The organism is Nonomuraea sp. NEAU-A123, from assembly GCF_018603905.1.
Lineage (GTDB): Bacteria > Actinomycetota > Actinomycetes > Streptosporangiales > Streptosporangiaceae > Nonomuraea.
Genome location: NZ_JAHFZZ010000006.1, coordinates 377,908 through 400,734 on the forward strand (window position 1 = coordinate 377,908; position 22,827 = coordinate 400,734).

The 22,827-nt window shown below is 69.1% G+C and carries 21 protein-coding genes; 9 read left to right on the forward strand and 12 right to left on the reverse strand.

Going from position 1 to position 22,827, the window contains the following annotated elements; translation table 11 throughout:
• Window positions 1-173: 173 nt before the first annotated feature.
• Together KLK06_RS20885 and KLK06_RS20890 are read left to right on the forward strand one after the other, a co-directional pair.
• Entirely contained in the window at window positions 174-2,111 is a 1,938-nt protein-coding gene (locus KLK06_RS20885) for a hypothetical protein (protein WP_214637207.1), read from the forward strand.
• A gap of 49 nt (window positions 2,112-2,160) precedes the next feature.
• Window positions 2,161-3,750 carry an ABC transporter substrate-binding protein gene (locus tag KLK06_RS20890; RefSeq protein ID WP_214637208.1) on the forward strand — a complete coding sequence of 530 codons (1,590 nt, stop codon included), beginning with the start codon at window positions 2,161-2,163 and terminating at the stop codon, window positions 3,748-3,750.
• Between the two features lie 13 nt (window positions 3,751-3,763).
• Here the strand turns inward: KLK06_RS20890 and KLK06_RS20895 are convergent, their stop codons facing one another.
• Window positions 3,764-4,426 carry a rhomboid family intramembrane serine protease gene (locus KLK06_RS20895; RefSeq protein WP_214637209.1) on the reverse strand — a complete coding sequence of 221 codons (663 nt, stop codon included), beginning with the start codon at window positions 4,424-4,426 and terminating at the stop codon, window positions 3,764-3,766.
• 92 nt (window positions 4,427-4,518) lie between these two features.
• Here KLK06_RS20895 and KLK06_RS20900 point away from each other — a divergent pair, with 92 nt between their 5' ends.
• Both KLK06_RS20900 and KLK06_RS20905 read left to right on the forward strand, forming a co-directional pair.
• Window positions 4,519-5,094, forward strand: a complete 576-nt coding sequence (locus KLK06_RS20900) for a DUF6461 domain-containing protein (RefSeq protein WP_214637210.1) — start codon at window positions 4,519-4,521, stop codon at window positions 5,092-5,094.
• A gap of 182 nt (window positions 5,095-5,276) precedes the next feature.
• A complete protein-coding gene (locus tag KLK06_RS20905; RefSeq protein ID WP_214637211.1) occupies window positions 5,277-5,999 on the forward strand; it encodes a hypothetical protein in 723 nt (240 codons plus the stop codon).
• A 113-nt stretch (window positions 6,000-6,112) separates the two neighbouring features.
• On the opposite strand, the gene KLK06_RS61505 is transcribed toward KLK06_RS20905, so the two are convergent.
• Entirely contained in the window at window positions 6,113-6,235 is a 123-nt protein-coding gene (locus tag KLK06_RS61505) for a hypothetical protein (RefSeq protein ID WP_284735060.1), read from the reverse strand.
• A 391-nt stretch (window positions 6,236-6,626) separates the two neighbouring features.
• Here KLK06_RS61505 and KLK06_RS20910 point away from each other — a divergent pair, with 391 nt between their 5' ends.
• A complete protein-coding gene (locus KLK06_RS20910; protein WP_214637212.1) occupies window positions 6,627-8,210 on the forward strand; it encodes an NAD(P)/FAD-dependent oxidoreductase in 1,584 nt (527 codons plus the stop codon).
• 80 nt (window positions 8,211-8,290) lie between these two features.
• Here KLK06_RS20910 and KLK06_RS20915 read toward each other — a convergent pair whose 3' ends face one another.
• Together KLK06_RS20915 and KLK06_RS20920 are read right to left on the reverse strand one after the other, a co-directional pair.
• Window positions 8,291-9,136: a D-alanyl-D-alanine carboxypeptidase family protein gene (locus KLK06_RS20915; RefSeq protein ID WP_250905737.1), complete on the reverse strand. Its 846-nt coding sequence runs from the start codon at window positions 9,134-9,136 to the stop codon at window positions 8,291-8,293.
• 70 nt (window positions 9,137-9,206) lie between these two features.
• Window positions 9,207-9,701, reverse strand: coding sequence for a DedA family protein (locus KLK06_RS20920; protein WP_214637214.1), 495 nt, complete (start codon window positions 9,699-9,701; stop codon window positions 9,207-9,209).
• A 150-nt stretch (window positions 9,702-9,851) separates the two neighbouring features.
• Here KLK06_RS20920 and KLK06_RS20925 point away from each other — a divergent pair, with 150 nt between their 5' ends.
• Window positions 9,852-10,370 (forward strand): hypothetical protein, encoded by a 519-nt coding sequence (locus tag KLK06_RS20925; RefSeq protein WP_214637215.1) that lies wholly within the window; start codon window positions 9,852-9,854, stop codon window positions 10,368-10,370.
• On the opposite strand, the gene KLK06_RS20930 is transcribed toward KLK06_RS20925, so the two are convergent.
• The 3 genes from KLK06_RS20930 to KLK06_RS20940 form a co-directional block, all read right to left on the reverse strand.
• Entirely contained in the window at window positions 10,339-13,707 is a 3,369-nt protein-coding gene (locus KLK06_RS20930; protein ID WP_214637216.1) for a BTAD domain-containing putative transcriptional regulator, read from the reverse strand. The two genes, KLK06_RS20925 and KLK06_RS20930, sit on opposite strands and share 32 nt — an antisense overlap.
• A gap of 78 nt (window positions 13,708-13,785) precedes the next feature.
• Window positions 13,786-14,847, reverse strand: coding sequence for a lysylphosphatidylglycerol synthase domain-containing protein (locus KLK06_RS20935; RefSeq protein WP_214637217.1), 1,062 nt, complete (start codon window positions 14,845-14,847; stop codon window positions 13,786-13,788).
• Window positions 14,848-14,896: 49 nt separating this feature from the next.
• Entirely contained in the window at window positions 14,897-15,715 is an 819-nt protein-coding gene (locus KLK06_RS20940) for a PIG-L family deacetylase (protein ID WP_308168365.1), read from the reverse strand.
• A gap of 39 nt (window positions 15,716-15,754) precedes the next feature.
• Here KLK06_RS20940 and KLK06_RS20945 point away from each other — a divergent pair, with 39 nt between their 5' ends.
• Window positions 15,755-16,861: a glycosyltransferase family 4 protein gene (locus tag KLK06_RS20945; protein WP_308168366.1), complete on the forward strand. Its 1,107-nt coding sequence runs from the start codon at window positions 15,755-15,757 to the stop codon at window positions 16,859-16,861.
• 10 nt (window positions 16,862-16,871) lie between these two features.
• Here the strand turns inward: KLK06_RS20945 and KLK06_RS20950 are convergent, their stop codons facing one another.
• From KLK06_RS20950 to KLK06_RS20960, 3 genes are all read right to left on the reverse strand, one after another.
• Window positions 16,872-18,329: a DUF2079 domain-containing protein gene (locus KLK06_RS20950; RefSeq protein ID WP_308168367.1), complete on the reverse strand. Its 1,458-nt coding sequence runs from the start codon at window positions 18,327-18,329 to the stop codon at window positions 16,872-16,874.
• A gap of 87 nt (window positions 18,330-18,416) precedes the next feature.
• Window positions 18,417-18,797, reverse strand: coding sequence for a hypothetical protein (locus tag KLK06_RS20955; protein WP_214637219.1), 381 nt, complete (start codon window positions 18,795-18,797; stop codon window positions 18,417-18,419).
• A 144-nt stretch (window positions 18,798-18,941) separates the two neighbouring features.
• Window positions 18,942-19,496: a DUF1707 domain-containing protein gene (locus KLK06_RS20960; RefSeq protein WP_250905739.1), complete on the reverse strand. Its 555-nt coding sequence runs from the start codon at window positions 19,494-19,496 to the stop codon at window positions 18,942-18,944.
• A gap of 180 nt (window positions 19,497-19,676) precedes the next feature.
• Here KLK06_RS20960 and KLK06_RS20965 point away from each other — a divergent pair, with 180 nt between their 5' ends.
• On the forward strand, window positions 19,677-20,615 hold the full coding sequence (locus KLK06_RS20965) for an anti-sigma factor RsbA family regulatory protein (protein WP_250905740.1): 939 nt from the start codon (window positions 19,677-19,679) through the stop codon (window positions 20,613-20,615).
• Here the strand turns inward: KLK06_RS20965 and KLK06_RS20970 are convergent.
• On the reverse strand, window positions 20,598-21,572 hold the full coding sequence (locus KLK06_RS20970; protein WP_214637221.1) for an aldo/keto reductase: 975 nt from the start codon (window positions 21,570-21,572) through the stop codon (window positions 20,598-20,600). The genes KLK06_RS20965 and KLK06_RS20970 overlap by 18 nt on opposite strands.
• 245 nt (window positions 21,573-21,817) lie before the next feature.
• Between KLK06_RS20970 and KLK06_RS20975 the strand changes: the two genes are divergently transcribed.
• Window positions 21,818-22,447: a DUF998 domain-containing protein gene (locus KLK06_RS20975; RefSeq protein WP_214637222.1), complete on the forward strand. Its 630-nt coding sequence runs from the start codon at window positions 21,818-21,820 to the stop codon at window positions 22,445-22,447.
• Here the strand turns inward: KLK06_RS20975 and KLK06_RS20980 are convergent.
• Window positions 22,408-22,773: a hypothetical protein gene (locus tag KLK06_RS20980; RefSeq protein ID WP_214637223.1), complete on the reverse strand. Its 366-nt coding sequence runs from the start codon at window positions 22,771-22,773 to the stop codon at window positions 22,408-22,410. The genes KLK06_RS20975 and KLK06_RS20980 overlap by 40 nt on opposite strands.
• Window positions 22,774-22,827 lie beyond the last annotated feature (54 nt).

Sequence of the window (22,827 nt, forward strand, 5' to 3'; positions counted from 1 at the left end):
AACAAAAGGACTAAAAGAGGTGTGAGCTACTTTTTCTATATATCCCGATAAGTCACTACTGTCTTCTGCAAAGCGGGCGCCTGTTCTTTGTTGCTGCATTTACGAGATCCATTCTGGAGTTTGCCGCAGAATTAAAGGTCCATCACTCTCGTAGGTTCGGGCAGGAGACGCGCATGGATGTCCCCGTACGGTCGAGCCTGGTTTCGCTGATCGATCAGTTCATCCAGGTGGATGGCGGCCCACAGGTCAGTCGAGACGCCGCTCGCCCGACCGTGATCCTGGAAGGCGTCGGTGGCTCCGGCCGCTCTCGGGTGCTGGACGACACGTGGCGGCGATGGGCGCGGAAGACCCCGATCGTGAAGGTCGACCCGCTGGTCAGGGGCGACGACTCCGACTCCATGCGATCCGTGCTGACCGCCGTCATGCTCGGTCTCACCGCCGAGGCCCCGGGCTATCAGGTCTCCTTCCCCCGGGGCGTGCTGGCCCACATCGCGATGTCCGGGCCGATCGAAGACGCCGATCCGAAGAAGAGCACCGGCATCATGCGGCAGCGGATCAACGACTACCAGGACCCGAGCCTGGTGGCCACGCTGCTCCGCCGGCTGCTGTCGCTGGCCGGGGGATCTCTCGGCCTCGACGCCGCGGGCCTGGACAGGACCATCGAGGAGATGACCGGGCGGTTGAGCAGGTCGGGGCTCCGGTCGAGGCTGCTCTGGCGGGAGGCCCTGGCCTGGTTCCAGCACCAGGACCAGGGCTTCCGCCACGACCCCGAACACGCGCTGGTCCGGCTCAGTCTCCAGGCCGCGGTGCGGAACGTCGGTGTGCGGGAAAACGTCGACAGCCTGCTGATGGCCGCGCTCCTGGCCGACCTGCGTGACAGCTTCGACCGCGCGGTCAACCATCCCTCGCGCGCGGTCGTGTTGCTCGACAACGGCGACGTTCCCTCGGCCACCCAGTTCGTGAAGACCCTGGTCAAAGTACGCAACAAGCTGGCACGTCATCAGGTGCCCCGAGATCCCTTGACCGTGATCACCGCCAGCGGCGGGTACACACTCGCGGATTCGGTCGGCCTGTACGGCCGGGCGGCGCAATGGCCGGAGTCCGCGCTGACCCGCCTGTCCACCGACGACCTCGACAAGACCGGGCCATGGCTACGCGTGCTCCTCGAAGGCATCACCACCGACGCCATCGAGCACATCGTGGAGGCGGATCTCACCTGGTGGCCCTCCTCTCTCGGCACCGGCACCATCACCAGCGCCGTCCGGCGGCTCACCGGCGGGCACGCCGAGGCCACGGACCTCGTGCTCGCGCGGCTCCGGGATGATCCAGAACTCATCGACGATCTGGGACGGGTCCTCTCCGAGCACCTGCCGGACCTGGAACAGACGATGGACGGCTACCTGATCAACAAGATCACGGTGGATCTGAGCCCGCGGCGGCGCTTCGACGAGCACCTCAGAGGGGCGCTGATCACGCTGGCCGGGGCGCGGGACAACGACGAGGCGCAGTGCCTGACGCCGCTCCTGGACAACACGGTCCAGGGCGAGCCCATCCTGCTCGTCTCACCGTCGCTGTGGCCCGTCTCCTCGGCCGCACGCGTTGAGGGCCCATGGGCGATGGCGCCGTTCGTCCGCTTTCTGCTGCTGCGCGAACTGGCCGCGCGCCCGGACAGCCACCAGGCCTGCTGGACGAGAGTCTTCGAACGGCTCCGTGACCACACGCCGGATCAGGACAGCTGCGGCAGACTCCATCACGAGCTGGCCTTGGGTAACCGCGAGACCGTCGTGGCCGAGCTGCTGGGGCTCCTGGACAAGGTCTCGGGCATCGAGTGGCTGGACTGTCTCGATCGGATCGTCGCCACGCCCGATCTCCGACCGCCACGTGGCGGACCCGCTTCCGCCCATGGGGCGGCGGAGCCGCGCCGCGCGGCGGTCTCCCAGCTCGTCACCGCTCTGCATCAGCTCGCCGACCCCCTGCTCAGTGACCGGGGGTTGCGCCGCGGCCGCTACATCATCGCCGCCGAGGAGTGCAGGCGGCTGTCCGACGTGGACCCGCTCTCCTTCCTCAAACGCGCCCAGCGTTACCAGAAGCTCGCCGATGCCCTCGCCTGACCGCGGCACTCCGTACTCGTCCGGGATCCGCTGACTGGAGCCGACAACCATGAGCACCCGCACCTACGTATGGCGGATCTGGCCGAATCGGGGGCGCTTCCCGAGAGAGTGGTGGCACTGGTGGCGCCCGCTCGGCGCCGTCATGGCCCTCGGTGTCCTCGTACCAGGTGTGGTGAGGGGCCTTCCGTGGCTGTCGGACAGGTTCTCCTGCGGGTGGCAGCCGCTGAACGGCGTATGGAAGCAGGAGGGTGAATGCGTTGGCCTCACCGTGGGGCCGTACGCATTCGACCGTCGCGAGCTGGCGGATGTGATGAGTAAGATCGCGCGGCAGAACGAGGCGGCCAAGGACGGCTCGTGCGCTTCGGGTGCCGAGGCGGTGTGGGTCGGCGCGTTGATGACCCTGACGTCGGCGGAGAGCGGCGGCCGGGCGGTGCACCAGCTCGAAGGCATTGCCGCGGAGCAGGCGAACGCCAACGGGAACAAGGCCGAGTGCGTGCATCCGATAAGGCTGCGGGTGGCCCAGATGGGCGCCGGAGAACAGGCGGCGACCAAGGTGGCCGAGCTGCTCGCCGACGAGGGCGTCGTCGCCGTGACCGGCATGGGGCTGAGCCGGCAGGAGACGGCCGACGCCGCCGCGGTGCTGGCACAGCGCAAGATCCCCATGGTCGGCAGCGTGATCACGGCCGAAGGCTTCGACGGGAACGGCTCGCAGCAGGACAGGCCCGACTATGGGCGCTGCGACCCATCTCACACCTACAAGAACGGCATCGGTCTGGGCTATTTCTACCGCGTCTCCTACCGCAACGCGGTTCAGATCGAGCAGCTCGCCAAATATCTGGGGCCGGGCAAGAGGACGCTCACCTTCATCATGACGCCGATCACCATGGACGACCCGTATACGTGCACGACGCTGCCGCTCGTCCATGCGAGGTTCGACCCGAAGTCGCGTCCTTTGCAGGAGGTGAAGTTCGACCCGGGGGACCCGGCGACCGTGAAGCAGTCGGCGCAGCGCGTCTGCGCCAGCGCGGGGCCGGTGAGCGTCTTCTACGCCGCGCGGGCCGGCCACTTGCCGCAGTTCCTCAAGAGCATCGCGGACCAGTCCGAGCTCGGTCAGTGCCAGTTCACCAGCATCACGGTGCTCAGCACCTCGGATGCGGGGCGGATGCGGGCCATGGAGGTCGATCCGAACCTCGAGCAGCAGCGTGTGGCGGCCCTCAGCACCCCGATGTTCGTGGAGGGGACCGTTCGCCTGATCTACACGCCGTTGGCCGACCCCGACCTGCTGCCGAAAGAAGGGGGAATGAGGGTGCTGCGGCAGTCGTTCGCCGCGCTCGGCTTCGATCCCGCGCATCTGGACAGCGGGTGGGCGATCGCCGGCTTCGACGGCATGGCCGTCGTCGCGGGCGCCGTCAACACGCTCACCGCGAAGGAGCCGGTCATCTCCTCCCGGATCAACGCCGCGCTCGGCGGGTTCGTCCAGGGCGGCGCGACGGTCGGCGGCGCCAGCGGAAACATCACCTTCGACAACTACGGCAACCGCGACGACTCGGCGCCGAGCGTCGTGCGCCTCTGTCCGGCCAAGGGCGGCGGCGAGCCTAAGACGGTACGGGTCTACCCGGTTCGCACGGGCTGCCCTTGATCACGCGGGGCCATCAGAGTCCGAGATCGTCCAGTTCCTTGAGCAGCGCGGATCTGGGGTTCTGCTGCGGGGAGGCCGGAGCCGGCCGGTTACGGCTGCCGCGGTCGCGGAACAGCCAACCGCCCACCACGCCGGCGAGGAAGCCGAACAGGTGAGCCTGCCACCCGATGCCCTCCTGGGGCAGCAGCCCGGCGAATTGATAGGCGAAGGACAGGGCCATGACCACGCCCACCACGATGTCGATCAGATGCCGGTCGAATATGCCGCGCACCAGTGTGTAGCCGAAATAGCCGAAGACGACGCCGCTCGCGCCTACGCCGATCCCCCGTGGATCAGAAGTGAACCAGGCGCCGAGTTCGCTGACCAAGATGATGAGCCCCGTCACGCTGAGGAACTTGGCGACGCCCCGATAGGCGGACAGAAAGCCGAAGATGAACAGCGGCCCCGAGTTGGCCTCGATGTGTTCCCAACTCCAGTGCAGGAATGGTGACGACACCATGTTCGGCAGCGTCGCCGGATCCCACGCCCGCACGCCGTAGTCGTCACTCAGCGCGTAGCCCGATGCCCAGTTGACGATCTGCAGCAGCCAGATGACAGCCAGGAACCCGACCATTACCCAGAACGCCTTGCGGGCTTCAGCGATCATGATCTCAGCTGTACGGCCTTTGGCCTCCACCCGGTTCCTCCTCGGCTGTCCACGTCTTGCGAGCGGGACCAGTATCGAGGTAGAAGATCACAAATCCAGCATCTAGCTATCGAGGAGCATATGTGGACGCTGCCCGTGATTCCTGGGCGCAGCTCGACGAGTTCATGTGCGCCACCTGGATTTCCGGCACCACGGTGGAGGAGGTCGTCCAGGCCTTCAACGCCCGGAGTGAGGACTTGGCCCATCCCCGCGCGGTGACCGTCCAGGATGAGGTCGAAGATGGCTTCGCGTCGGATCTCGTCGGCGAGCGCCTGCTCATCCGGGAGGTCGCGGGGTGGGTGGCGGTGTTGGAGGTGCGGAGCAGCCGCGGTGCCAATGACGCGGTGCTCACCGCGCTGTCTCAGGGCGGTCAGGCGCTCAACATCCTCTCTGGGGAGCGGGGGACATACCTCACGTACGCCGTCCAGGGCCGCATCACCCATGACTTCGACGCCGATGACGTCGGCGAGGACGACCTGGCTGACGACCCGAGTGTGCGGGAGATCCGCGAATGGGCGACCGGCCTCGGCGTGGAAGTCCACGAGTGGACCGAGCATCCGAGAGGGGCCGCCTTCTACCTGGCCGAAGCCATCACGGGAACGGAACTCGACGACTCCTGGGCCGCCGGCGAATGGGTCGGCGTGCGTCTGCCGGGGTAGTTCCGGATTACTCGCGGATTTATATCGCCCTCTGGGAATACGCGGTGAATTTTCAGCTTATTGGTAACGATGAGTAAGGTGCGTCTTGACGGGGTCATGAGCCGAAGTTACTTTGTGCGCATGATCAGCAAGAATTCACGGAAGCGTACGTTATGAAAGCGCCGTTTCGCGGCTGGCGGCACATGCTCACGACCTTCTTACTCGTGGCGGCGACCCTGGTCATAGGCCAGGGCGCCGCGTACGCCGACTACCCCGGCGACCAGTGCGACGATGCGGCGCAGGACGACATCGTCACCGTCAGCGGCGAGACCTGGATCTGCGCCTACGACGGGGACATCGACGACTACATCTGGAAGCCCGAGTTCGAGGAACTGGGACCGCCCAACTACTGGATCTTCAGCTACGGCTGGGCCACCTCCAGCACGGGCAGCTACGAGCACGGCACCCGGTCACGGATGGAGTTCCTGCCGGACGGCGTACACACCGGGGGAGACGACTTCTCCTACCGCAACGGCAGCCGGTGGCGCACCACCCACATCAGCGAGAACCTCCTCTACTACTGGGACGGCAGCACCTGGGTGCAGTGCGGCGGCACCGGGCAGGTGTCGGGTTCGTCCTCGTTCACGTTCGCGCCGACATGGGGCTGGGGCGGTGCCTGTGGCGAGAACCGCTACTACGCGACGACCGCGTGGTCCTGGCAGTGGATCGGGTCGGCGTGGAACGGCTCCTCGGCGTGGTCGGGCTTCCTCTGGGCCCCGTGCCGGGGTTGCCTGGCGGCGGCGGACAAGCCACCGGCACCCACGGGACGGCCCCCGGCCGAGCCGCCCAAGCCACCGATCGGGCCGCCGGGACGACTGAAGCTGCGCCCGCCGACCGGCACCACCCCGAAATCGCTCCAAATGTGACAGACCCGGGAGCGGAACGCCGCCACCCGGCGGGTGGCGGCTATCTCTTTGGCGAAACGGGCTCTGGCCTGCGCCCTTTCCATCCGGCCGTGCCTGGGCGGCTTGATGGCCGCTCAGGTGCCGTCCCCGTCGTAGACCTCGTAGACGACCCCCTGTCCGCCGGAGCCGAGCCGCCTGCCGAGCCAGTAATCGCCTACCTGCCGATCGGTTCCTCGGGCGAACGGTGCTTGAGCCATCGAGCCCCCCGCCTTCGATGGAGGAAGTCACCATGCGCGCCTCGGGCCGCAGGTGGGACCCAGCGTAGATCGGGTGGCGGGCCGAGCACCTCAGGGCCCGACCAAGGGATACCCCTAGGCCGGCTCTTCAGGACGGGCACCGGCGGTCGGGCCGGCTGCCGGGCCGACTCCGCGCTCGTCGAAAGAACCGAGATCATGGCCCCGGTCCTGCTCGGCGTCCGCGGCCTCCGTCCGCATCGCAACCGGATCCTGGGGTACGGACGGCGCCGATGACCCAGGGCGGCGGGCGCATCATATCGAGGTCGCCGCGGTGTGGAACGGGTGATCGTCAGACGCGGACGGTCGTGTTCTTCTTGAGGGGAGGACCGCCTCGATCGCCTATGGAGGAGCGATGCCCCCAAGATCGACCGACCACGACGTGATCATCATCGGTGCGGGCTTCGCGGGCCTGTACATGCTCCACCGCCTGCGCGGCCTGGGCATGTCGGCTCGCGTTCTGGAAGCGGGTGGCGGCGTCGGCGGCACCTGGTACTGGAACCGCTACCCCGGAGCCCGCTGCGACGTCGAGAGCCTCCAGTACTCCTACTCCTTCGCCGACGACCTCCAGCGCGAATGGACCTGGACCGAGCGGTACGCCACGCAGCCCGAGATCCTCCGCTACCTCGACCACGTCGCCGACCGCTTCGACCTGCGCCGCGACATCCAGCTGCACACCCGCGTCACGACCGCCTCCTGGGACGCGCCCGGGGCGTGGGTGGTCGAGACCGACGGCGGCGAACGGCTGTCGGCCCGCTACCTCGTCACCGCCGTCGGCTGCCTGTCCGCGGCCAACCTGCCCCGGCTGCCCGGTTCCTTCCGGGGGCCGAGCTACCACACGGGACGGTGGCCGGCCGAGGGCGTGGACCTCGCCGGGCGGCGGGTGGCGGTCATCGGCACCGGTTCGTCGGGCATTCAGTCCATTCCGGTCATCGCGGAGAGCGCCGAGCAGGTGACGGTGTTCCAGCGGACGCCCAACTTCAGCGTCCCCGCGCACAACGGGCCGCTGCGGCCGGAGGACGACCAGTGGTTCAAGGCCAACCACCACGAGCTCCGTCACCAGCTCCGTACCTCACACAGCGGGCTCCTGACCAACCCGAATCCCGACTCCGCCCTGGCTGTGACGGATGAGGAGCGGGGACGCGAGTTCGAGGCGCGCTGGGAGCGCGGCGGTCTGGCCTTCCTCGGCGCGTTCTCCGATCTGATGATCAGCGAGGAGGCGAACGGGACGGCCGCCGACTTCGTCCGCGGCAAGATCCGCGCCACCGTACGGGACCCGGCGGTGGCCGACCTGCTTCTCCCCGGCGACCACCCCTTGGGCAGCAAGCGCGTGTGCGTCGACACGGGCTACTACGCCGCCTACAACCGGCCGAACGTCACGCTCGCCGACCTCAGGACCGCACCCATCAGGGAGCTCACCCCCGATGGCGTGCGTACGGCCGACCGCGAGCATCCGGTGGACGTGATCGTGTACGCCACCGGGTTCGACGCGATGACCGGGCCGCTGCTTGCCATCGACATCCGTGGCAAGGGCGGGCTGTCGCTGAGGGAGAAATGGCGGGCGGGGCCCAGGAGCTATCTCGGGCTGATGAGCGCCGGCTTCCCCAACCTGTTCACGATCACCGGGCCGGGCAGCCCGTCGGTGCTGAGCAACATGATCGTCTCGATCGAGCAGCATGTGGACTGGATCACGGAGTGCCTGGACCGGCTGGGCGGACAGAGCCTTGACGCGGATCCGCTGGCTGAGGACGCGTGGGTGGAGCAGGTGAACGAGATCGCTGGGCTGACGCTGTTCCCCCGGGCGAACTCCTGGTACATGGGGGCGAACATCCCCGGCAAGCCCCGGGTTTTCATGCCTTACGTCGGCGGTGTAGGCGTATATCGGGCTAAATGCGCCGAAGTGGTGGCCAACGGCTACCAGGGATTCCTTCGAGACTGAGAGGCGCTCGACCCCGTCGCCTGGCCGGAAGCGGTCACCGGGTCGGCGGTGACCTGACAGGTCGCCAGGTCACCGCAGGGTCAGCTACCGGCGATCTGCTCGCCCGCGAAGTCGAGGAGCTTCTCGGCCGTGCTGAAGCGGCGCGCGTCCTGGTCCCCGAGGAGTACGCCCACCACCTGCCGGCCGCCGCGCTCTCCCGCGAACAGCAGGCAGAATCCCGCCGCGCTCGTGTAGCCGGTCTTGACGCCCAGCACACCGTCGGCCTGCTTCAGCAGTTTGTTGGTGTTGCGCCAGGTGTGCGCGCGGTGCGCCGCCGTCTTGGTCACCTTGTGCTCGGTCTGCCCGACGACCGTCCTGAACGTCGTGTCGCCGAGCGCCACCTGCGCCAGCTTGACCTGGTCGACGGCCGTGGAGTAACCGCCCTTACCGGGGGTGGGCAAGCCGTCGGGGTTGGTGTAGCGGGTGTCGGCCAGGTGCAGTCGCTGGGCCGCGGCGTTCATCTTGGTCACGAACGCCGCGTTGCCCGGCCCGTACGTCCTGGCCAGCGCGCTGGCGGCGTCGGCCCCCGAGGGGAGCATGAGCCCGTACAACAGATCCCTGACCGTGAGCCGCTCGCCCTTCTTCAGCGCCGCGGTCGTGGCGCCGTTCTGGGTCGCGTGCTTGACGTCGGCCGCGGTGATCGTGATGGTGTCGCCCAGTTTGGCCTCGTGGAGCACCACGTAGGCCGTCATCACCTTGACGAGGCTGGCGACCGGGACCCGGCGCGTCTCGCGCTTGCTGAAGTGGATCGTCCCCGCCGAATCGATCACATAAGCGGACTTGGCCGCCACCGCGGGTGCGTCCGCCGCGTGCGCGGCGGCCGCGGGCGACGAGACCCCGACGACCACGGCGAGTACGGCGGAGCCAATGAAACCCCCAATATGCATGCCAGCCATGGTCGCAGGTGATCATCGCTAAATATGCCGAACTCGCCCTCAAGCCGCGAATTCCCCCGTGTCAGGCGGCCAGCGCCTTATCGGCCCGCTTCTTCCTGCGCCACACGGCGAACCCGACCACCCCGCCGACGAACAGCACGGCCAGGACCGCCGCCGTGATCGGTGACCGGGCGGCGACCTGGAGCCAGGCCCAGATCAGCGTGGTCAGGCCGAACCACCAGATGGGCGCCCAGGTCAGGCAGCCCAGCGCGCTGGCCACGACGTACCAGGGGTAGGAGACGCGCAGAGCGCCGGCGACCCACGGCAGCGTGTGCCGGAGCATGGGCACCCAGAAGCACCCGTAGACCGCGAACGCGCCCCACTTCTCGACGACGCCCTCGACCTTCGCGATCCGATCCCGGCCGAGCTTGACGCCGATGCGCGAGTCGTACAGCCGCTCGCCGAGCTTGCGGCCGATCCAGTAGTACGCCTGGAACGCGCCGAACAGGGCGATGATCAGCGCAACTCCGAGCCAGATCGGCCCCACGGGATCGATGGTGATCGCCAGACGTCGCATCAGGACCCCCACACCCCCGTCGCGCGCTTTAGGTCAGCCTTACCTTAGTTCAAGGGGCAAGTGGCCGCCATACCAGGGTGCAACTCGCCGACAACCAGGGTTCAACCACCTTCGCATACACCTGTAGGTGAGTAAGAAGGAGTGTTGATCATGGCAACGAGAAGCAGTGCGGTTCTGGTCTCCGGCACGGCCAACACGGCCAAGCTCTTCGTGGCGGCTCTCGCCTTCACCGGAGCCTATGTCGGATTCTCGGCCTACGACACTGCCAGCTCCGCGCCACGGCCCGCGCAGACCGTCACCCTGTCGGCCCGCGACCTGCCCATCACCTCCTCGCTCAGCACCCGGACGGCGCAGCCCGCCAAGGCGGGCAAGGTCAGCGTCAGCGCGCTGCCGGGCGACACCGGGTGCGTCAAGACGTTTGTGGCCCGCAGCGTGGTCGTCAACCCCGACCCCGACCGGACCGTCATGTACGACTGGCGGCTGGCTCGCTGGAGCGCCGACACCCACACCTGGCGCTCCTACTTCGTCAACTACGCCGGCTTCGTCGGCGACAAGAAGACCGTGGACTGGAGGACCAGCATCTCGGCCAACCCCGGCTGGTATCGCATCGAGCTCACCGTCGAGGGCGCCAAGACCGTCAAGAGCGACCGCTTCCAGGTGAGTTGCTGACCGACCGCTGCGCCGCCTCCACCCAGCGCGGCACGCCCACCCGCTGGGCCACCTCCAGCGCCTTCTCGTAGTGGGCCTGCGACGCCTCCGGCTGGCCCAGCCGCACCGCCAGGTCGCCGAGCGTCAGCGCCACCGGCCAGAGGGCCACGACGCCGGTGCCGGCGCCCGCGATGCGGTCGGCGAACGGCTTGAGCTTGTCGTAGCAGTCGATCATCCGTTCGCGGTCGTCGAGCAGCATCCCGGCCAGCGCCCGCCAGGTCATCGCCAGCTCGTACAGGAAGTCGGGCCGCACGGGCGGGCGTACGGCGGCCACGGCCTTGGCGTCGGACACGTGACCCGCCGAGGCGAGCGCCAGCGCGTAGGCGTCGAGGGTCCACTTCGCGCCGCCCTGATGCTTCTCGGAGATCAACTCGACCGTCTCGGCGGCTCGGCCGTCGACCAGGCGCAGGCAGAACGTGGTGATCACCGGCAGGTCCTGACGGCCCTCCAGCATGCCCGCCTGCCTGGTCATCCTGGCCGCGTCGCGGTAGGCCCGCTCGGCACCGGTGTAGTCGCCGACGATCATCAACCGCTGGCCCGCGTACCAGGCGCAGACGGCCGCCGGGGCCGACAGGTCGTACTGTCTGGCCAGCCGTTCGGCCGCGGCGGCGTGCTCGTCGGCGACGGAGAACTCGCCGCGCGCCGCCGCGCATTCGAGCAGCACCAGGTGGGCCAGCGCCTGCGTGGCCATCTGCCCGGATCGCTGGGCGACCTCCAGCAGCTCGCGGCCGATGTTCTCGCGGGTGTCGACCGCCGGGATGTCATAGGACTGGCGCAGCCGCCCGCTGAGGGCCGCCGCGAGCAGCGTCGGGTCGCCGCTCTGCCTGGCCAGCTCCAGCGCCTCCAGCGACGCCTGCCGCCCCCGCTCGGGCGACGAAGAGCCCTCCAGCTCCAGCGCCAGCGTGGTGAGCAGGCTCGCGCGCAGGGTCTGCTCCCCTTCGGGGAGCTCCATCAGCGCCTTCTCGGTGACGTCGACGATCTCCCACGCGGTGCGGGTGAAGTCGCGGGCCATCCCCTTGTGCGGGACGGCGAGCGACGCCGCCACCCGCGCGGTGATCTCCAGGTCGCCCAGCGGCAGGGCGGCGTCCATGGCCTCGCGGCGCAGCAGCCTGGCCGCCGACATGTCGCCGCACAGCGCCAGGGCCTTGATCTGGCGGAGCATGAGCTGCAGCCGCTCCTTGGTGTCGCCACCGGTGCGGTCGAAGGCCGCGATGGCCTGCTCCCACAGCGTGGCGGCCTCGCGGTGCGCGAACCTGCGCTCGGCCTGCTCGGCGGCCAGCCCGGCGTAGTGGACGGCCTTGTCCGCGGCGTCGGCGAGGAAGTAGTGGTGCGCCAGCGCCGCCACGTCGGACGGCGTGCGCCGCTCGATGACCGCCGCGACCGCCGCGTGCAGCCGGGTGCGGCGCAGCCGCGACGCGTCGGAGTAGATCGTGTCGCGCACCAGGTCGTGATCGAACCTGAGCAGCCCGGGCCCCGGCTCGGTCACCAGCCCGGCCAGCAGCGCCGCCTCGACCGCCTCCACCACGGCGTCCTCGTCGCCCGCCACGTCGACCAGCACGTCGACGTCGACGTCACGGCCGATCACCGCCGCCTGCAGCAGGATCTGCTGGGCCCCGGCGGGCAGCCGGGAGATGCGCCGCCGCAGCACGTCGCGGACCCCGGTGGGCACCCGCGACAGCACTTCGGCCGCACTGGCCCGGTCGGCCGCCGCCTCGGAGTCGAGCAGGCGTACGGTCTCGCGCACGAAGAACGGGTTGCCTCCGGTGCGCTCGACGATGGATTCGACCGCGTCCTCGTCGATCTCGCGCACGCAGGTGGCCCTGACCAGCTCGCCCACGGCCTTCGGATCGAGGCCGGACAGCCCGACCCGGACCGGGCCGAGCCGGGCGAGCGCGGCCAGCACGTCGGACTGGCGGTCGTCGAGCTCGCTCTCCCTGCACGTGACCACGAGCAGCACCCGGCTGGTGGCCAGGAGGCTGGGCAGCGCGCGCAGCAGCGCCAGCGTCTGGTCGTCGGCCCAGTGGAGGTCCTCGAGCGTGAGCAGCACCGGCGCGCGCCGCGCCACCCCGGCGAGGTAGCCGCCGACCGCCCGGTGCAGCCGGAAGCCGCCGGACACCTCGTCGTCGTCGGGATCGGGGTCGGCGTCGTCCAGCAGCGGCGCCAGCAACTGGGCGTATTCGCCCGCGCCGGTCATCCCCACCAGGGTGCGCAGGATCTCCACCCACGCCCAGCCCGGCGGTGTCGCGCTGGAGTCCGGGCAGGCGCCGGACGCGGTGATCCAGCCGTCGCCGGTGAGCTTGCCGTCGAGCTGGCGCAGCAGCGTGGTCTTGCCCGCGCCCGCGACGCCCGCGACGATCGCCACCTGGAACCTGCCGGTGCGGGCGGCGGCCGTGGTGAGCCTGGCCAGCTCGGCGTCGCGGCCGACGAACGGCTCGGGCTCCAGCGGCGGCGGCTCGACCGGGGCGGCGGGCCTGGGCGGCCAGGTGTCGGTGGGCTGCTGCACGGGCCTGGACGGGCGCGGCGCGACGCTCAGCTCCAGCTCGGGCGACTGGGCCAGGATGTCGGACTCCAGCTTGCGCAGCGCGGGCCCCGGGTCGATGCCGAGCTCGTCGGCCAGGATGCTCCTGGCCCGGCGCAGCGCCGCCAGCGCGTCGCCCTGCCGGCCGCAGCGATAGAAGCCGAGGCCCAGCAGTCGCCAGCCCTCCTCGCGCAGCGGGTGCTCGGCGGTGAGCGCCTCCAGGTCGGGCACGGTCTCGGCGGGCAGGCCGAGGCGCAGCCCGGTGTCGGCGTGCCGCTCGCGCGCCACCAGCCGCAGCTCGGTCAGCCTGTTGACCTCGGCCTCCGCCCACTGCTGGTCGGCGAAGTCGGAATAGGGGGTGCCCCGCCACAGGCCGAGCGCCTTCTCCAGGCGAGCGCGGGCCGACTGCGGATCGCCCTCTTCGAGGTGCTCGCCCGCCGCCCTGACCAACTGCTCGAACTTGAGCGCGTCGACCTGGTCGGGCGCCACCCGCAGCGCGTAGCCGGAGGCGACGGTCACCAGCAGGCGGTTGGGCCCGCCACGCGGACGGCCCGGCTCCAGCACCCGGCGCAGCCGGGAGATGTAAACCTGGAGCCCCGATTGGGCTCCCTTGGCCGTGTCGTCATCCCACAAGTCGTAAAGGAGTGTGTCAACCGGCACGACCTGACCTCGGGCCACGAGAAGTCGGGCGAGGACGGCCCGCTGCCGCAACCCGCCGAGGTCGAGTTCGTCGTCGTGTTCGTACGCCTCGACTGGCCCCAGAACTCGGAACGCCACCATGTCAGCCGCCACGCTATGCGGGCTTCCGAATCACGCACAAGAGCCGTGATTGATTAACGCCGGTTCGGTTTGGGATTGTCACTGAGGGGCCTTCGAGATCGCGGACGGGGGCTCCGCGTCGGCGTTCCTAGCATTGCGCCTGCGCAGAAGCGCCCACGCGCCTAGTGCGAGGCCGCCGAACGGGATCTCGATAGTGTAAGTCCAGAAGCCGAAGAGCAGTGCGGTCGCGGTCGCCGGAGCGGCTGCCACACCGAAGGCGCCGGTCATCAGGATCACCACGCCGCTCTCCATGATGCCGGCGCCGCTCGGCGTCACCAGCGCGCTGGTGAGCACCCGGGACAGGGCGAAGACGGCGATCGACTGGGCCAGCCCCGGATAGGCGCCGGTGGCGTGCATGCAGACGACCATGATCGCCCACTGGAAGCCCAGGAAGAAGATCATGGCCAGCGACAGCGCGATCGAGCGCGACTTCACGATCTCGGCGGTGTCCTTGCGCAGCCGGTTGAGCGCGTCGGAGGCGTGGAACTTCAGTCTGAGCAGCCGTACGAGGAAGTCGAGGCCCTTGCCCAGGAGGGCGGCGGCGCGGTCCCAGTAGAGGGCGGCGGCCACCACCGCGCAGAGCACCAGGATCGACACCGCGCCCACCCAGCCGGCCTTGGCCACCGTCGCGTTGGGCGCCTTGCCGGCCGCCAGCAGCGCGATGATGCCGACGGCGGGCAGGATGAATCTGAACAGGGTGTTCCAGATGCCGCTGACCAGGGTCATCACCACGATCGGCCGGTTGGCGAACCCCCACCCCCTGGTCATCCCGAACGTCAGCGCCACCCCGGCCGCGCCGCCGAACGGCAGCAGGTTGCTCACCGCGCTGCCCGCCGCGTTGAGCGCGAGCGCCTGCACGTTGTTGAGGCCCGGCAGCGAGTTGGTGAGCACGAACGTGTAGGCCAGCAGGCTCAGCAGCCAGAGCGCGCTCATCAGCGCGATCGTGCCCACGCTGAGAGTGCCGAAGAGCTTGCCGATCTCGTGCCAGGACACGGGCTTGCCGGTCAGCGCGTGGACGATCTGCGGCAGGTAAACGACGAGAACCACGGCCAGCGCGAGGGACAGCGCGGACAGCGTGATCTGGAGCCATCTGTTCTTCATCGGGGTACAGTCTGCCGGTCGCGGGGGCGGCCCGGATCATACTGGGGACTCATTTCGGCCACTGGTCCAGGGGATGACGCAGGCGGGTGCCGGGTGGAAGATCGCGCCGTACGTACCATTCGGTGCCGAAGACGAGCCGGTAGATCGGGCCGGGCACCTTGAGCATGACGGCCAGCGTGCGGTCGCTGTCGCCGCCGGTGGCCTGGGAGGCGTGCGCGGACATCGACGCCCGCTTCTGTTTCGCATATTTCCGGACATTGACCCGGTGGGTGATCGTCTCGCTCGCCGAGTAGGCGCTCTCGAACGTCCGTACGTCGAACTCGGGCGGGAACCGGTAGAACTTCCCCGCCAGCTTCAGCAGCCTGACCAGCGGGTCGCGGTTGACCGTGGCCTCCAGCACGACTGGCGTGCCCGCGATCTCCGCCGCCCGCCGGCCCACCCGGTGCACCTTGACGTGGTCGGGATGGCCGTAGCCGCCCGCCGGGTCGTAGATCGACAGCAGGTCGGCCTTCTCCTCCTCCAGGATGGCGGCCAGCTCTCCGGCCGCCTTCTCGGAGTCGGCGTCGATGAAGGCGTCGTCGGGACGTTCCTCGGCGCTCCCGCCCTGCGGGCTCAGACCCGAGTCGCCGTAGCCGAGGCACTCGACGCGGGCGCAGCCGAGCAGCGCGGCCGATTCGTACAGCTCTTTCAGCCGGGTGGCGCGCAGCTCCTCACCCGGCCCCATCTCGGCCAGGCCGCGCTCGCCGGCGGTCGCCACCACGAGGACCACCCGGTGACCTTCGGCCGCGAGCATCGCCATCGTGCCGGCCGTCAGCAGGGCCTCGTCGTCGGGATGGGCGTGGAAGAACACAGCGGTACGTGGAGGCACAAGGCCCAGATTAGTCTGGGAGGGGTGCGGATCTTTCACGTGAGTGACTGTTACCTGCCGCGACTCGGGGGGATCGAGGTTCAGGTCGCCGACCTCGTGCGTACGCAGCGCGAGGCTGGCCACGCCGTCGATGTGGCGACCGCGACCAAGGGCGAGACGCTGCCCGGGGTCCACAGGATCGTCGCCAGGATGCCCTTCGACCTGCCGGTCCACCCGTTCGGAGTGGGGCATCTCACGCGGCGGCTGACCTCCTCGCGGCCCGACGTGGTGCACGTGCACATGGGTGCGGTCTCGCCGTTCGCCTGGATGGGGGTGCGGGCCGCGCGGCGGGCCGGAATTCCGTGCGTGGTGACCGTGCACAGCATGTGGGATCCCGTCACGCGTGGCGTCTACCGGTTGCTGCGGCTGGCGTACGGCTGGCAGAGCTGGGGGTTGGTGGCCACCACGGTCAGCAACGCGGCGGCGGCGCCGATCCGGTCGGTCGCGGGGGAGGGGGTGCCCGTGCACGTGGTGTCCAACGGCCTCGACCTGTCGGGCTGGCGCCACTTCGCGGCCGGCGCGTCGCCGACCGAGGAGGCGCGGGACCCCGAGGTGCGGGATGAGGTGCACATCGTGGCGGTGGGGCGGCTCGCGCCGCGCAAGCAGCCGGTGCGGCTGCTCAAGCTGCTCGACATGGTGCGCTCCCGGGTCCCGGCGGGCGTCCCGCTGCGCGCCACGGTGATCGGCGACGGGCCGGCGCGCGCCCAGATGGAGCGCTATCTGGCCCGGCACGGCATGACGGGCTGGGTCTCGTTGCCGGGACGCTACACCCGCGAGCAGATCGCCAAGGTGCTGGAGTCGGCCGACGTGTTCGTGGCGCCGGCGCCACGCGAGTCGTTCGGGATCGCCGCCCTGGAGGCTCGCGCCGCCGGGCTCCCCGTGGTGGCGCGGGCCCAGAGCGGGGTGGCCGACTTCGTCCGGCACGGCACGGAGGGGCTGCTCGGCCGCAGCCTCGGCGATCTGGCCAACGCCGTGGCCCGCCTGGCCACGGACCCCGAGCTACGGCACCGCATGATCGCCCACAACCGCGCCGTCCCGCCGTCGGCCGGCTCCTGGCCGACTGTCCTGGCGGGCTTCGACCAGGCGTACGCGGAGGCCATCGGATAGATCGCCGCCATCATGTGCGTCGTAACACCACATATCCATCGCGGTCGTACACCTTCGTGTAGCCCTCGGTCAGCAGCTTGTCCACCTGGGCGCGCTGATCGTCGGGGGAGCCGAACGGGTACTGCCAGCGCGCCGTGTCGGCCACCACCCAGTCGGCGCCGCGCGACTGGCCCGTCCAGAGCAGGACCGTGGTGCGGGACGTCAGGGCGGGCCCGAGGGAGTTGGCCGCCTCGACGGTGACGCCCCGCGGGACCTTGGCCACCGCCTCGGCGGCCGACGCGGTCGCGATCCCCTCAGCCTTGTAGAAGCTCGGATGGTAGAGCTGGTCCAGGGAGAACCTCGGCACCAGGGTGAGCGCCACCACGCACACGCCGGCCGACCAGGCCAGCTTGAGCGAGCGGTCGTCCGAGCGCTTGAGCCGGCGCAGCAGCCTGGACAGCCCGTCGACGCCCGCGCAGAGCAGGATCACCACCGTGAAGGCGTTGTACTGGAAGTCCGCCCGCCACCACAGCTCGCGGTCCGACAGCATGCGTTCGAGCAGGTGCGGCAGTGCGACCAGCGACAGCGGCGACAGCAGGCAGAGCAGCAGCGTCGGCCAGGCCAGCAGGAAGAGCGTGTCGACCTTGGTCTCCTCGCTGAACGGCAGTAATAAGGCGGCCAGCGGGTCGCGGAGCAGCGTCAGGATCGCGCTGGGCACGTCGGGCCCCAGGTGACCATAGGCCCAGAAGTCCGAGCTCTCGCCGCCGACCAGCGAAATGAGCGCGCCCCGGGTCAGCATGACCCCGCCGAGCCCGATCGCGGCGCAACACAGCCCGCGGAACCTGTCGCCGGTGACGAAGAGATAGAGACCGAAGCCGATCACCGTGAGCCCCATGTCCTCCTTGACCAGGAGGAGCGCGCCCATCGCCGCGAAGGCGGGCAGGAAACGGTCCGCGTGGTAGCGCTCGATCATGATCGCGGTGAGCAGCGGGACGAACATCACCTCGTGCGCGTCGAACGCGATCGCCTGCGCGACGGGCCACGACAGCGCGTAGGCCACGGCGACCAGGTAGGCCGGGGCGGTCCCCAGCATCCGCCTGGTGAACAGCCAGATGAACGGGATCGCGGCGGCGAACAGCAGCGCCTGCGCCACGATCAGCGAGGCCGGGCCGTCATGGATCCAGTAGAACGGCGCCAGCAACGCGTAGATGGGGGAGAAGTGGTCGGCGAGCTGGAGGTAGTCGAGCCCCCGGCCGTGGAAGGCGCCGACCATCGGGATGTACGGGGGCCGAAAGTGCGCGTAGTTGCGCACAGCCTGGTCAACGATCACCAGATCGAACGTGCTGGCGCGATAGGTGGCCAGCTTGACCAGGCCGAGCACGGCGTAGACGGTGGCCGAGACCACGGCGATCAGCCCGACGCGCAGGCGGTTCGGCGTGATCCGGGCCGTCCAACGGGCAACACCGGCTGCCAGAGCTTCCCCCGTCACGGGCAGCAAGAGTAGACCGATTTCACCTGGACCGCGTATGGGCCGCCGCGCCGCTCCGCCCCCCGCGGGCGGTGCGGCGGCGGGTCATCAGCCGCAGGCGCTCGTGATCTTGGCCTGAACGGCCGGCAGCTTCGACAGGCTCTCGGTCGCGGAGGCCGGGTTCTTCTCATCGACCTTGATGCCCTCGAACACCGAGGCCAGGTCGTTGAGGGCTCCGGCCAGGTCGCCGTCGTACTTGGAGGCGAGGGTCTTGAGCTTGCCGGCCGTCTCCTGGCTGGCCTTCTCGATCGCCTTGGGATCGGTGGCCGCGCTGCTCATGGAGGCGGTGAACTCCTGTGTGATCTTGTTCACGTCCGTGGCGACCGCGTTGCAGTCGACCGCGTTACCGATGGCGCCGCAGGCAGTGGTGAGGCCGGCAAGAGAAAGCGTCGCGATCGCGATGGCGATCCGACGACGAGGGGGAGTCATGTTCCAATGCCCTTCGTTGCGTTTAGTGACGAAGCGACATTATGGAGCAACGCTTGATCCGTGGTTGCACCTCACTAGCACCATGTGTATCAAGTCGTTGTAAAGCGGGGCCAACCGGCGACTAGGTCTGTCCCATGAGGTCCATCAGTGGGTGAACCAGCGCTTGCGCGGATAGCGGACCGCCAGGCTCCCGTACTTGGTCTCGCCGCTCACCACCACGTAGAGGGCTCCCGGTTGGGGCCGGCCCGGTACGTCCGTCGTCACGGTGCTGCCCCACGCCGTGCGGAACCTGTCGATGTCGGCGGCGGCGCCGTCGGGCAGCACGATCTTGGCCGAGCCGTACTTGAGGTCGAGGTCGATCTCGACGACCGGATGGGGGATGACCGCCTCCGACAGGTCGAGCTCGACGCTGCCGTACTTGGAGGCGACCCTGAGCCTGCGGGGGACCGCCCAGTCTCCTGAGCGCTTGATGTGGCCGTTCTTGGACTCCAGCTCCACCACCTCGTCGACCGGCGGCCCGTCGGCCGGCAGGTCGGCGATCAGGCCGAGCAGGTCGCCGTAGGTTCGCGCGGTGAGGGCCAGTTCGAGCCGATCCTCCAGCTCCAGCTGGGTGAGACGGCCTTCCATGAAGGCTTCCTGCAGCTTTCGCGCGCCACGCTCGCGGTCCTCGTCAGAGACGCGCATCTGCAAATCCGACATGTCCCGAGCATAGGTTCGCCTGCTTCAGAACGGGAGGCGTCGGCCGGAGGGCGTACGCAGATCGAGGGGGAGCGGCCGGGGGGAGGGCTTCGTGGGCCGCACGATCTGGAGTTTCTTCATAACACCTGGATACCCAACGGATTGCCGTAAAGACCTCATCGCGAGGTAGCTTGAAGTGTGATGGCGGCTGACCCGTTCGTGCACCCGGCACTCTTTTACCGAGGAGATCGGGAGTATGTGGCTGCCACCACGGCTTTTGTCCGTGAAGGGCTGAGTTCGGGGGAGCCCGTCGCCGTCGCCGTCCCGCCCAAAAATCTGGCCTTGATCCAGGCCGATCTGGGGCCTGACGCCGACGAGGTGCTCCTGCTCGACATGACCAGCGCGGGGCGCAATCCAGGACGCATCATCCCGGCCGTGCTCCGCGAGTTCGCCGACCGCCATCCCGGCGGTCATGTGCGGATCATCGGCGAGCCCATCTGGCCGGGCCGCACCGTGACGGAATATCCGGCCTGCGCCCAGCACGAGGCCCTGATCAACTACGCGTTCACCGGCCGCCACGTCACGATCCTGTGCCCCTACGACCTCGACGGGCTCGACCCCGAGGTCATCCGCGAGGCCGAGCAGACCCATCCCGTGCTCCGCGACGGCTCCGGCGAGTGGCACAGCGGCGACTACGCGCCCCATAAGGTCGTCGACGGGCACAACCAGCCGCTGGGCGAGCCCGCCGACTTCATCTCGCTCCGCTTCGACCACACCAACCTGGCCGCCGCGCGTGGCCTGGCCGCCAGGCGGGCCGCCGACCTCGGGTTCGGCCGCACCAAGCTCGACGACATCCGTCTGACGGTCGCCGAACTCGGCGCCAACAGCCTCGATCACGGCGGCGGCTCCGGGCTGATCAGGATCTGGACCGAAGCCGACCGGCTGGTGTGCGAGATCAGCGACACCGGCCACATCATCGACCCGCTGGCCGGGCGGATGCCGGTCGATCCGCGTACGCCCGGCTCGCGCGGCCTGCTGATCGTCAACCTGCTCAGCGACCTGGTCCGCGTCCACACGCGCGCCGGCATCACCGTGATCAGGGCCTACTTCGACCTGCCCGGCTCACGACTCGATCGATGACATGTCCGGATAACGCGGCCCACGCACGGCGTCAGCCGGTACGGCCCGCGCCAGCTCGGCCAGTTGCTCGGCGGTCAGCGTGACCGAGGCGGCCGCGGCGTTCTCCTCCAGGTACTTCAACCGCTTGGTGCCCGGGATGGGCACGATGTCGTCGCCCTGAGCCAGCAGCCAGGCCAGGGAGAGCTGCGCGCCGGTGATCCCGGCCGCCGCGGCGATCCGCAGGACCTCGGCGGTGAGCCGGGCGTTGTGCTCGGCGTTCTCACCCGAGTTGCGGGGCAGCCACTTGCGGAAGTCGTCGTCGGGAAGCTGGTCGGCGGGTGCGAGCGTGCCGGTGAGGAAGCCGCGGCTGATCGGCGAGTACGCCACCAGTGCGATGCCCAGCTCGCGGGCCGCGGGCAGGATCTCGTTCTCGATGTCCCTGGTGAACAGCGAATACTCGCTCTGCAGGGCGGCGATCGGGTGCGTGGCCGCGGCCTTGCGCAGCGTCTCCGCGCCTACCTCCGACAGGCCCAGGTGCCTGACCTTGCCCTGCCGTACGAGCTCGGCCATCGCGCCGACCGACTCCTCGATCGGCACCTGGGGGTTGCGGCGGTGCATGTAGTAGAGGTCGATGTGGTCGACGCCGAGGCGCTGGAGCGAGGCGTTGCAGGCGGCCCTGATGTACTCAGGGGTGTTGTCGATGGAGCGGGCGTCGCCCTCGCGCCTGATGCCGAACTTGGTGGCCAGCACCACCTGGTCGCGGCGGTCCTTGATGGCCCGGCCGACGAGCTCCTCGTTGTGCCCACTGCCGTACATATCGGCGGTGTCAAGAAAATTCACGCCAAGCTCTAGCGCGCGGTGAATGACGGCTATCGACTCATTTTCGTTGCCTTGGCCGTAAAACTCCGACATGCCCATGCAGCCGAGTCCGAGAGCGGAGACCTGCGGGCCGCCGGTGCCGAGAGTGCGCTTGTTCATGTCCATCCTCTGTAGGCTTCTTTCTGGGTAGAACTACAGACTGGCCCTTAGAGCGCGCTCTAAGGCAAATCGGCTACCGTTGGCGGTACCTACCCTGAGGAGGCCCACCCCACCCAGGGGTGGTTTCCCGCAGGTCAGCGGGCATCCGACCGAAGTGCTACGACCAAGGTATTAAGGGGTCGTTCAGGGCCCGTTCGGGTCGATCTCCGATACTCCGGAAGCCCGTATTCCACGAGCTTTGAAGCATGAAGGCATTGCTTCTCAGCGGATTCGCGGCCATCGGCACCGGGGCCGGTACCATGCTCACCTTGCACGCCGAGTCGGGTCTCGACCCGCTGCACAGCGTGATCAGTGAGTACGCCTTTCAGCCCCTGGGATGGCTGCTGCCGACGTCGCTGACGCTCTTCGCGTTCGGCTCGGCATTGATCGCCGAGTCGCTGCGCCGGGCCGGTGCGAGCGTGTGGGTCGTCCTGCTGCTGCTGGCGTGGGGCGGGAGCATGTTCCTGATCGGTGCCTTTCCCACGGACCGCCCGGGAGTGCCGCTTTCGCTGTCGGGAGGCATCCATCGGTATGCCGCCTTCGCCGCCTTCCTGGTGATGCCGGCCGCGGGGATGCTGCTGGCCAACGCGCGGGTCCGGTACGCCAAGGCCGTGCGGGTGCTGAGCGCGGTGGCGCTGGGCGCGCTGCTGCTCGTCGTGGTCCCCTATGTCGTGCGGATGTTCGGCATCCCGCTGTCCAACGACCAGATCCCCGCCGGGCTCACCCAGCGGCTGGTGGTCATCACCGAGGTCGGCGTGCTCGCCCTGGCCGGGTTGTCCCTGCTCAAGCCCTCGATTCAGCGCTCCCAGGGCGGCGTGTCGCCCATCTTGGCGTAGTACTTGGCCAGGTGCGACTTGATCCGATCGATGTCGCCCTTCGGCACATCGACCCCGCCCCTGGCACCGTCGACGACCGCGGCGGCGGCGATCACGGCCCGCGGGACGACCTTCAGCTCACCGTCCACGACGTCGGCGATCGGCAGCTTGTAACTGCCGAACTCGTCGGCGTTGTCGCCGTCGTACCAGAGAAAGGCCTGGCGGTACTTCTCGTTGGGCCCGTCCTCGGCGCCCGCCCACTTACGCACGCGTTTGTCGGCCGCCGCCGCGTCCCATGCGCGGTCACGGTCCGCCAGAGGCAGGTCCTTGAACTGAGTGACTGTCATATTCGCTGGCTACCCAGCTCGTGGGCGTGAAACGGCCCGCTCTGGAAAGACCTC

Bases quoted from the DNA above. Each gene is read 5' to 3' on its own strand.
- KLK06_RS20885 (WP_214637207.1), top strand. From the start codon at position 174: ATGGATGTCCCCGTACGGTCGAGCCTGGTTTCGCTGATCGATCAGTTC.
- KLK06_RS20890 (WP_214637208.1), top strand. From the start codon at position 2,161: ATGAGCACCCGCACCTACGTATGGCGGATCTGGCCGAATCGGGGGCGC.
- KLK06_RS20905 (WP_214637211.1), top strand. From the start codon at position 5,277: ATGCTCACGACCTTCTTACTCGTGGCGGCGACCCTGGTCATAGGCCAG.
- KLK06_RS61505 (WP_284735060.1), bottom strand. From the start codon at position 6,235: ATGGCTCAAGCACCGTTCGCCCGAGGAACCGATCGGCAGGTAGGCGAT.
- KLK06_RS20910 (WP_214637212.1), top strand. From the start codon at position 6,627: ATGCCCCCAAGATCGACCGACCACGACGTGATCATCATCGGTGCGGGC.
- KLK06_RS20915 (WP_250905737.1), bottom strand. From the start codon at position 9,136: ATGCATATTGGGGGTTTCATTGGCTCCGCCGTACTCGCCGTGGTCGTC.
- KLK06_RS20920 (WP_214637214.1), bottom strand. From the start codon at position 9,701: ATGCGACGTCTGGCGATCACCATCGATCCCGTGGGGCCGATCTGGCTC.
- KLK06_RS20925 (WP_214637215.1), top strand. From the start codon at position 9,852: ATGGCAACGAGAAGCAGTGCGGTTCTGGTCTCCGGCACGGCCAACACG.
- KLK06_RS20930 (WP_214637216.1), bottom strand. From the start codon at position 13,707: ATGGTGGCGTTCCGAGTTCTGGGGCCAGTCGAGGCGTACGAACACGAC.
- KLK06_RS20935 (WP_214637217.1), bottom strand. From the start codon at position 14,847: ATGAAGAACAGATGGCTCCAGATCACGCTGTCCGCGCTGTCCCTCGCG.
- KLK06_RS20955 (WP_214637219.1), bottom strand. From the start codon at position 18,797: ATGACTCCCCCTCGTCGTCGGATCGCCATCGCGATCGCGACGCTTTCT.
- KLK06_RS20960 (WP_250905739.1), bottom strand. From the start codon at position 19,496: ATGTCGGATTTGCAGATGCGCGTCTCTGACGAGGACCGCGAGCGTGGC.
- KLK06_RS20965 (WP_250905740.1), top strand. From the start codon at position 19,677: ATGGCGGCTGACCCGTTCGTGCACCCGGCACTCTTTTACCGAGGAGAT.
- KLK06_RS20970 (WP_214637221.1), bottom strand. From the start codon at position 21,572: ATGAACAAGCGCACTCTCGGCACCGGCGGCCCGCAGGTCTCCGCTCTC.
- KLK06_RS20975 (WP_214637222.1), top strand. From the start codon at position 21,818: ATGAAGGCATTGCTTCTCAGCGGATTCGCGGCCATCGGCACCGGGGCC.
- KLK06_RS20980 (WP_214637223.1), bottom strand. From the start codon at position 22,773: ATGACAGTCACTCAGTTCAAGGACCTGCCTCTGGCGGACCGTGACCGC.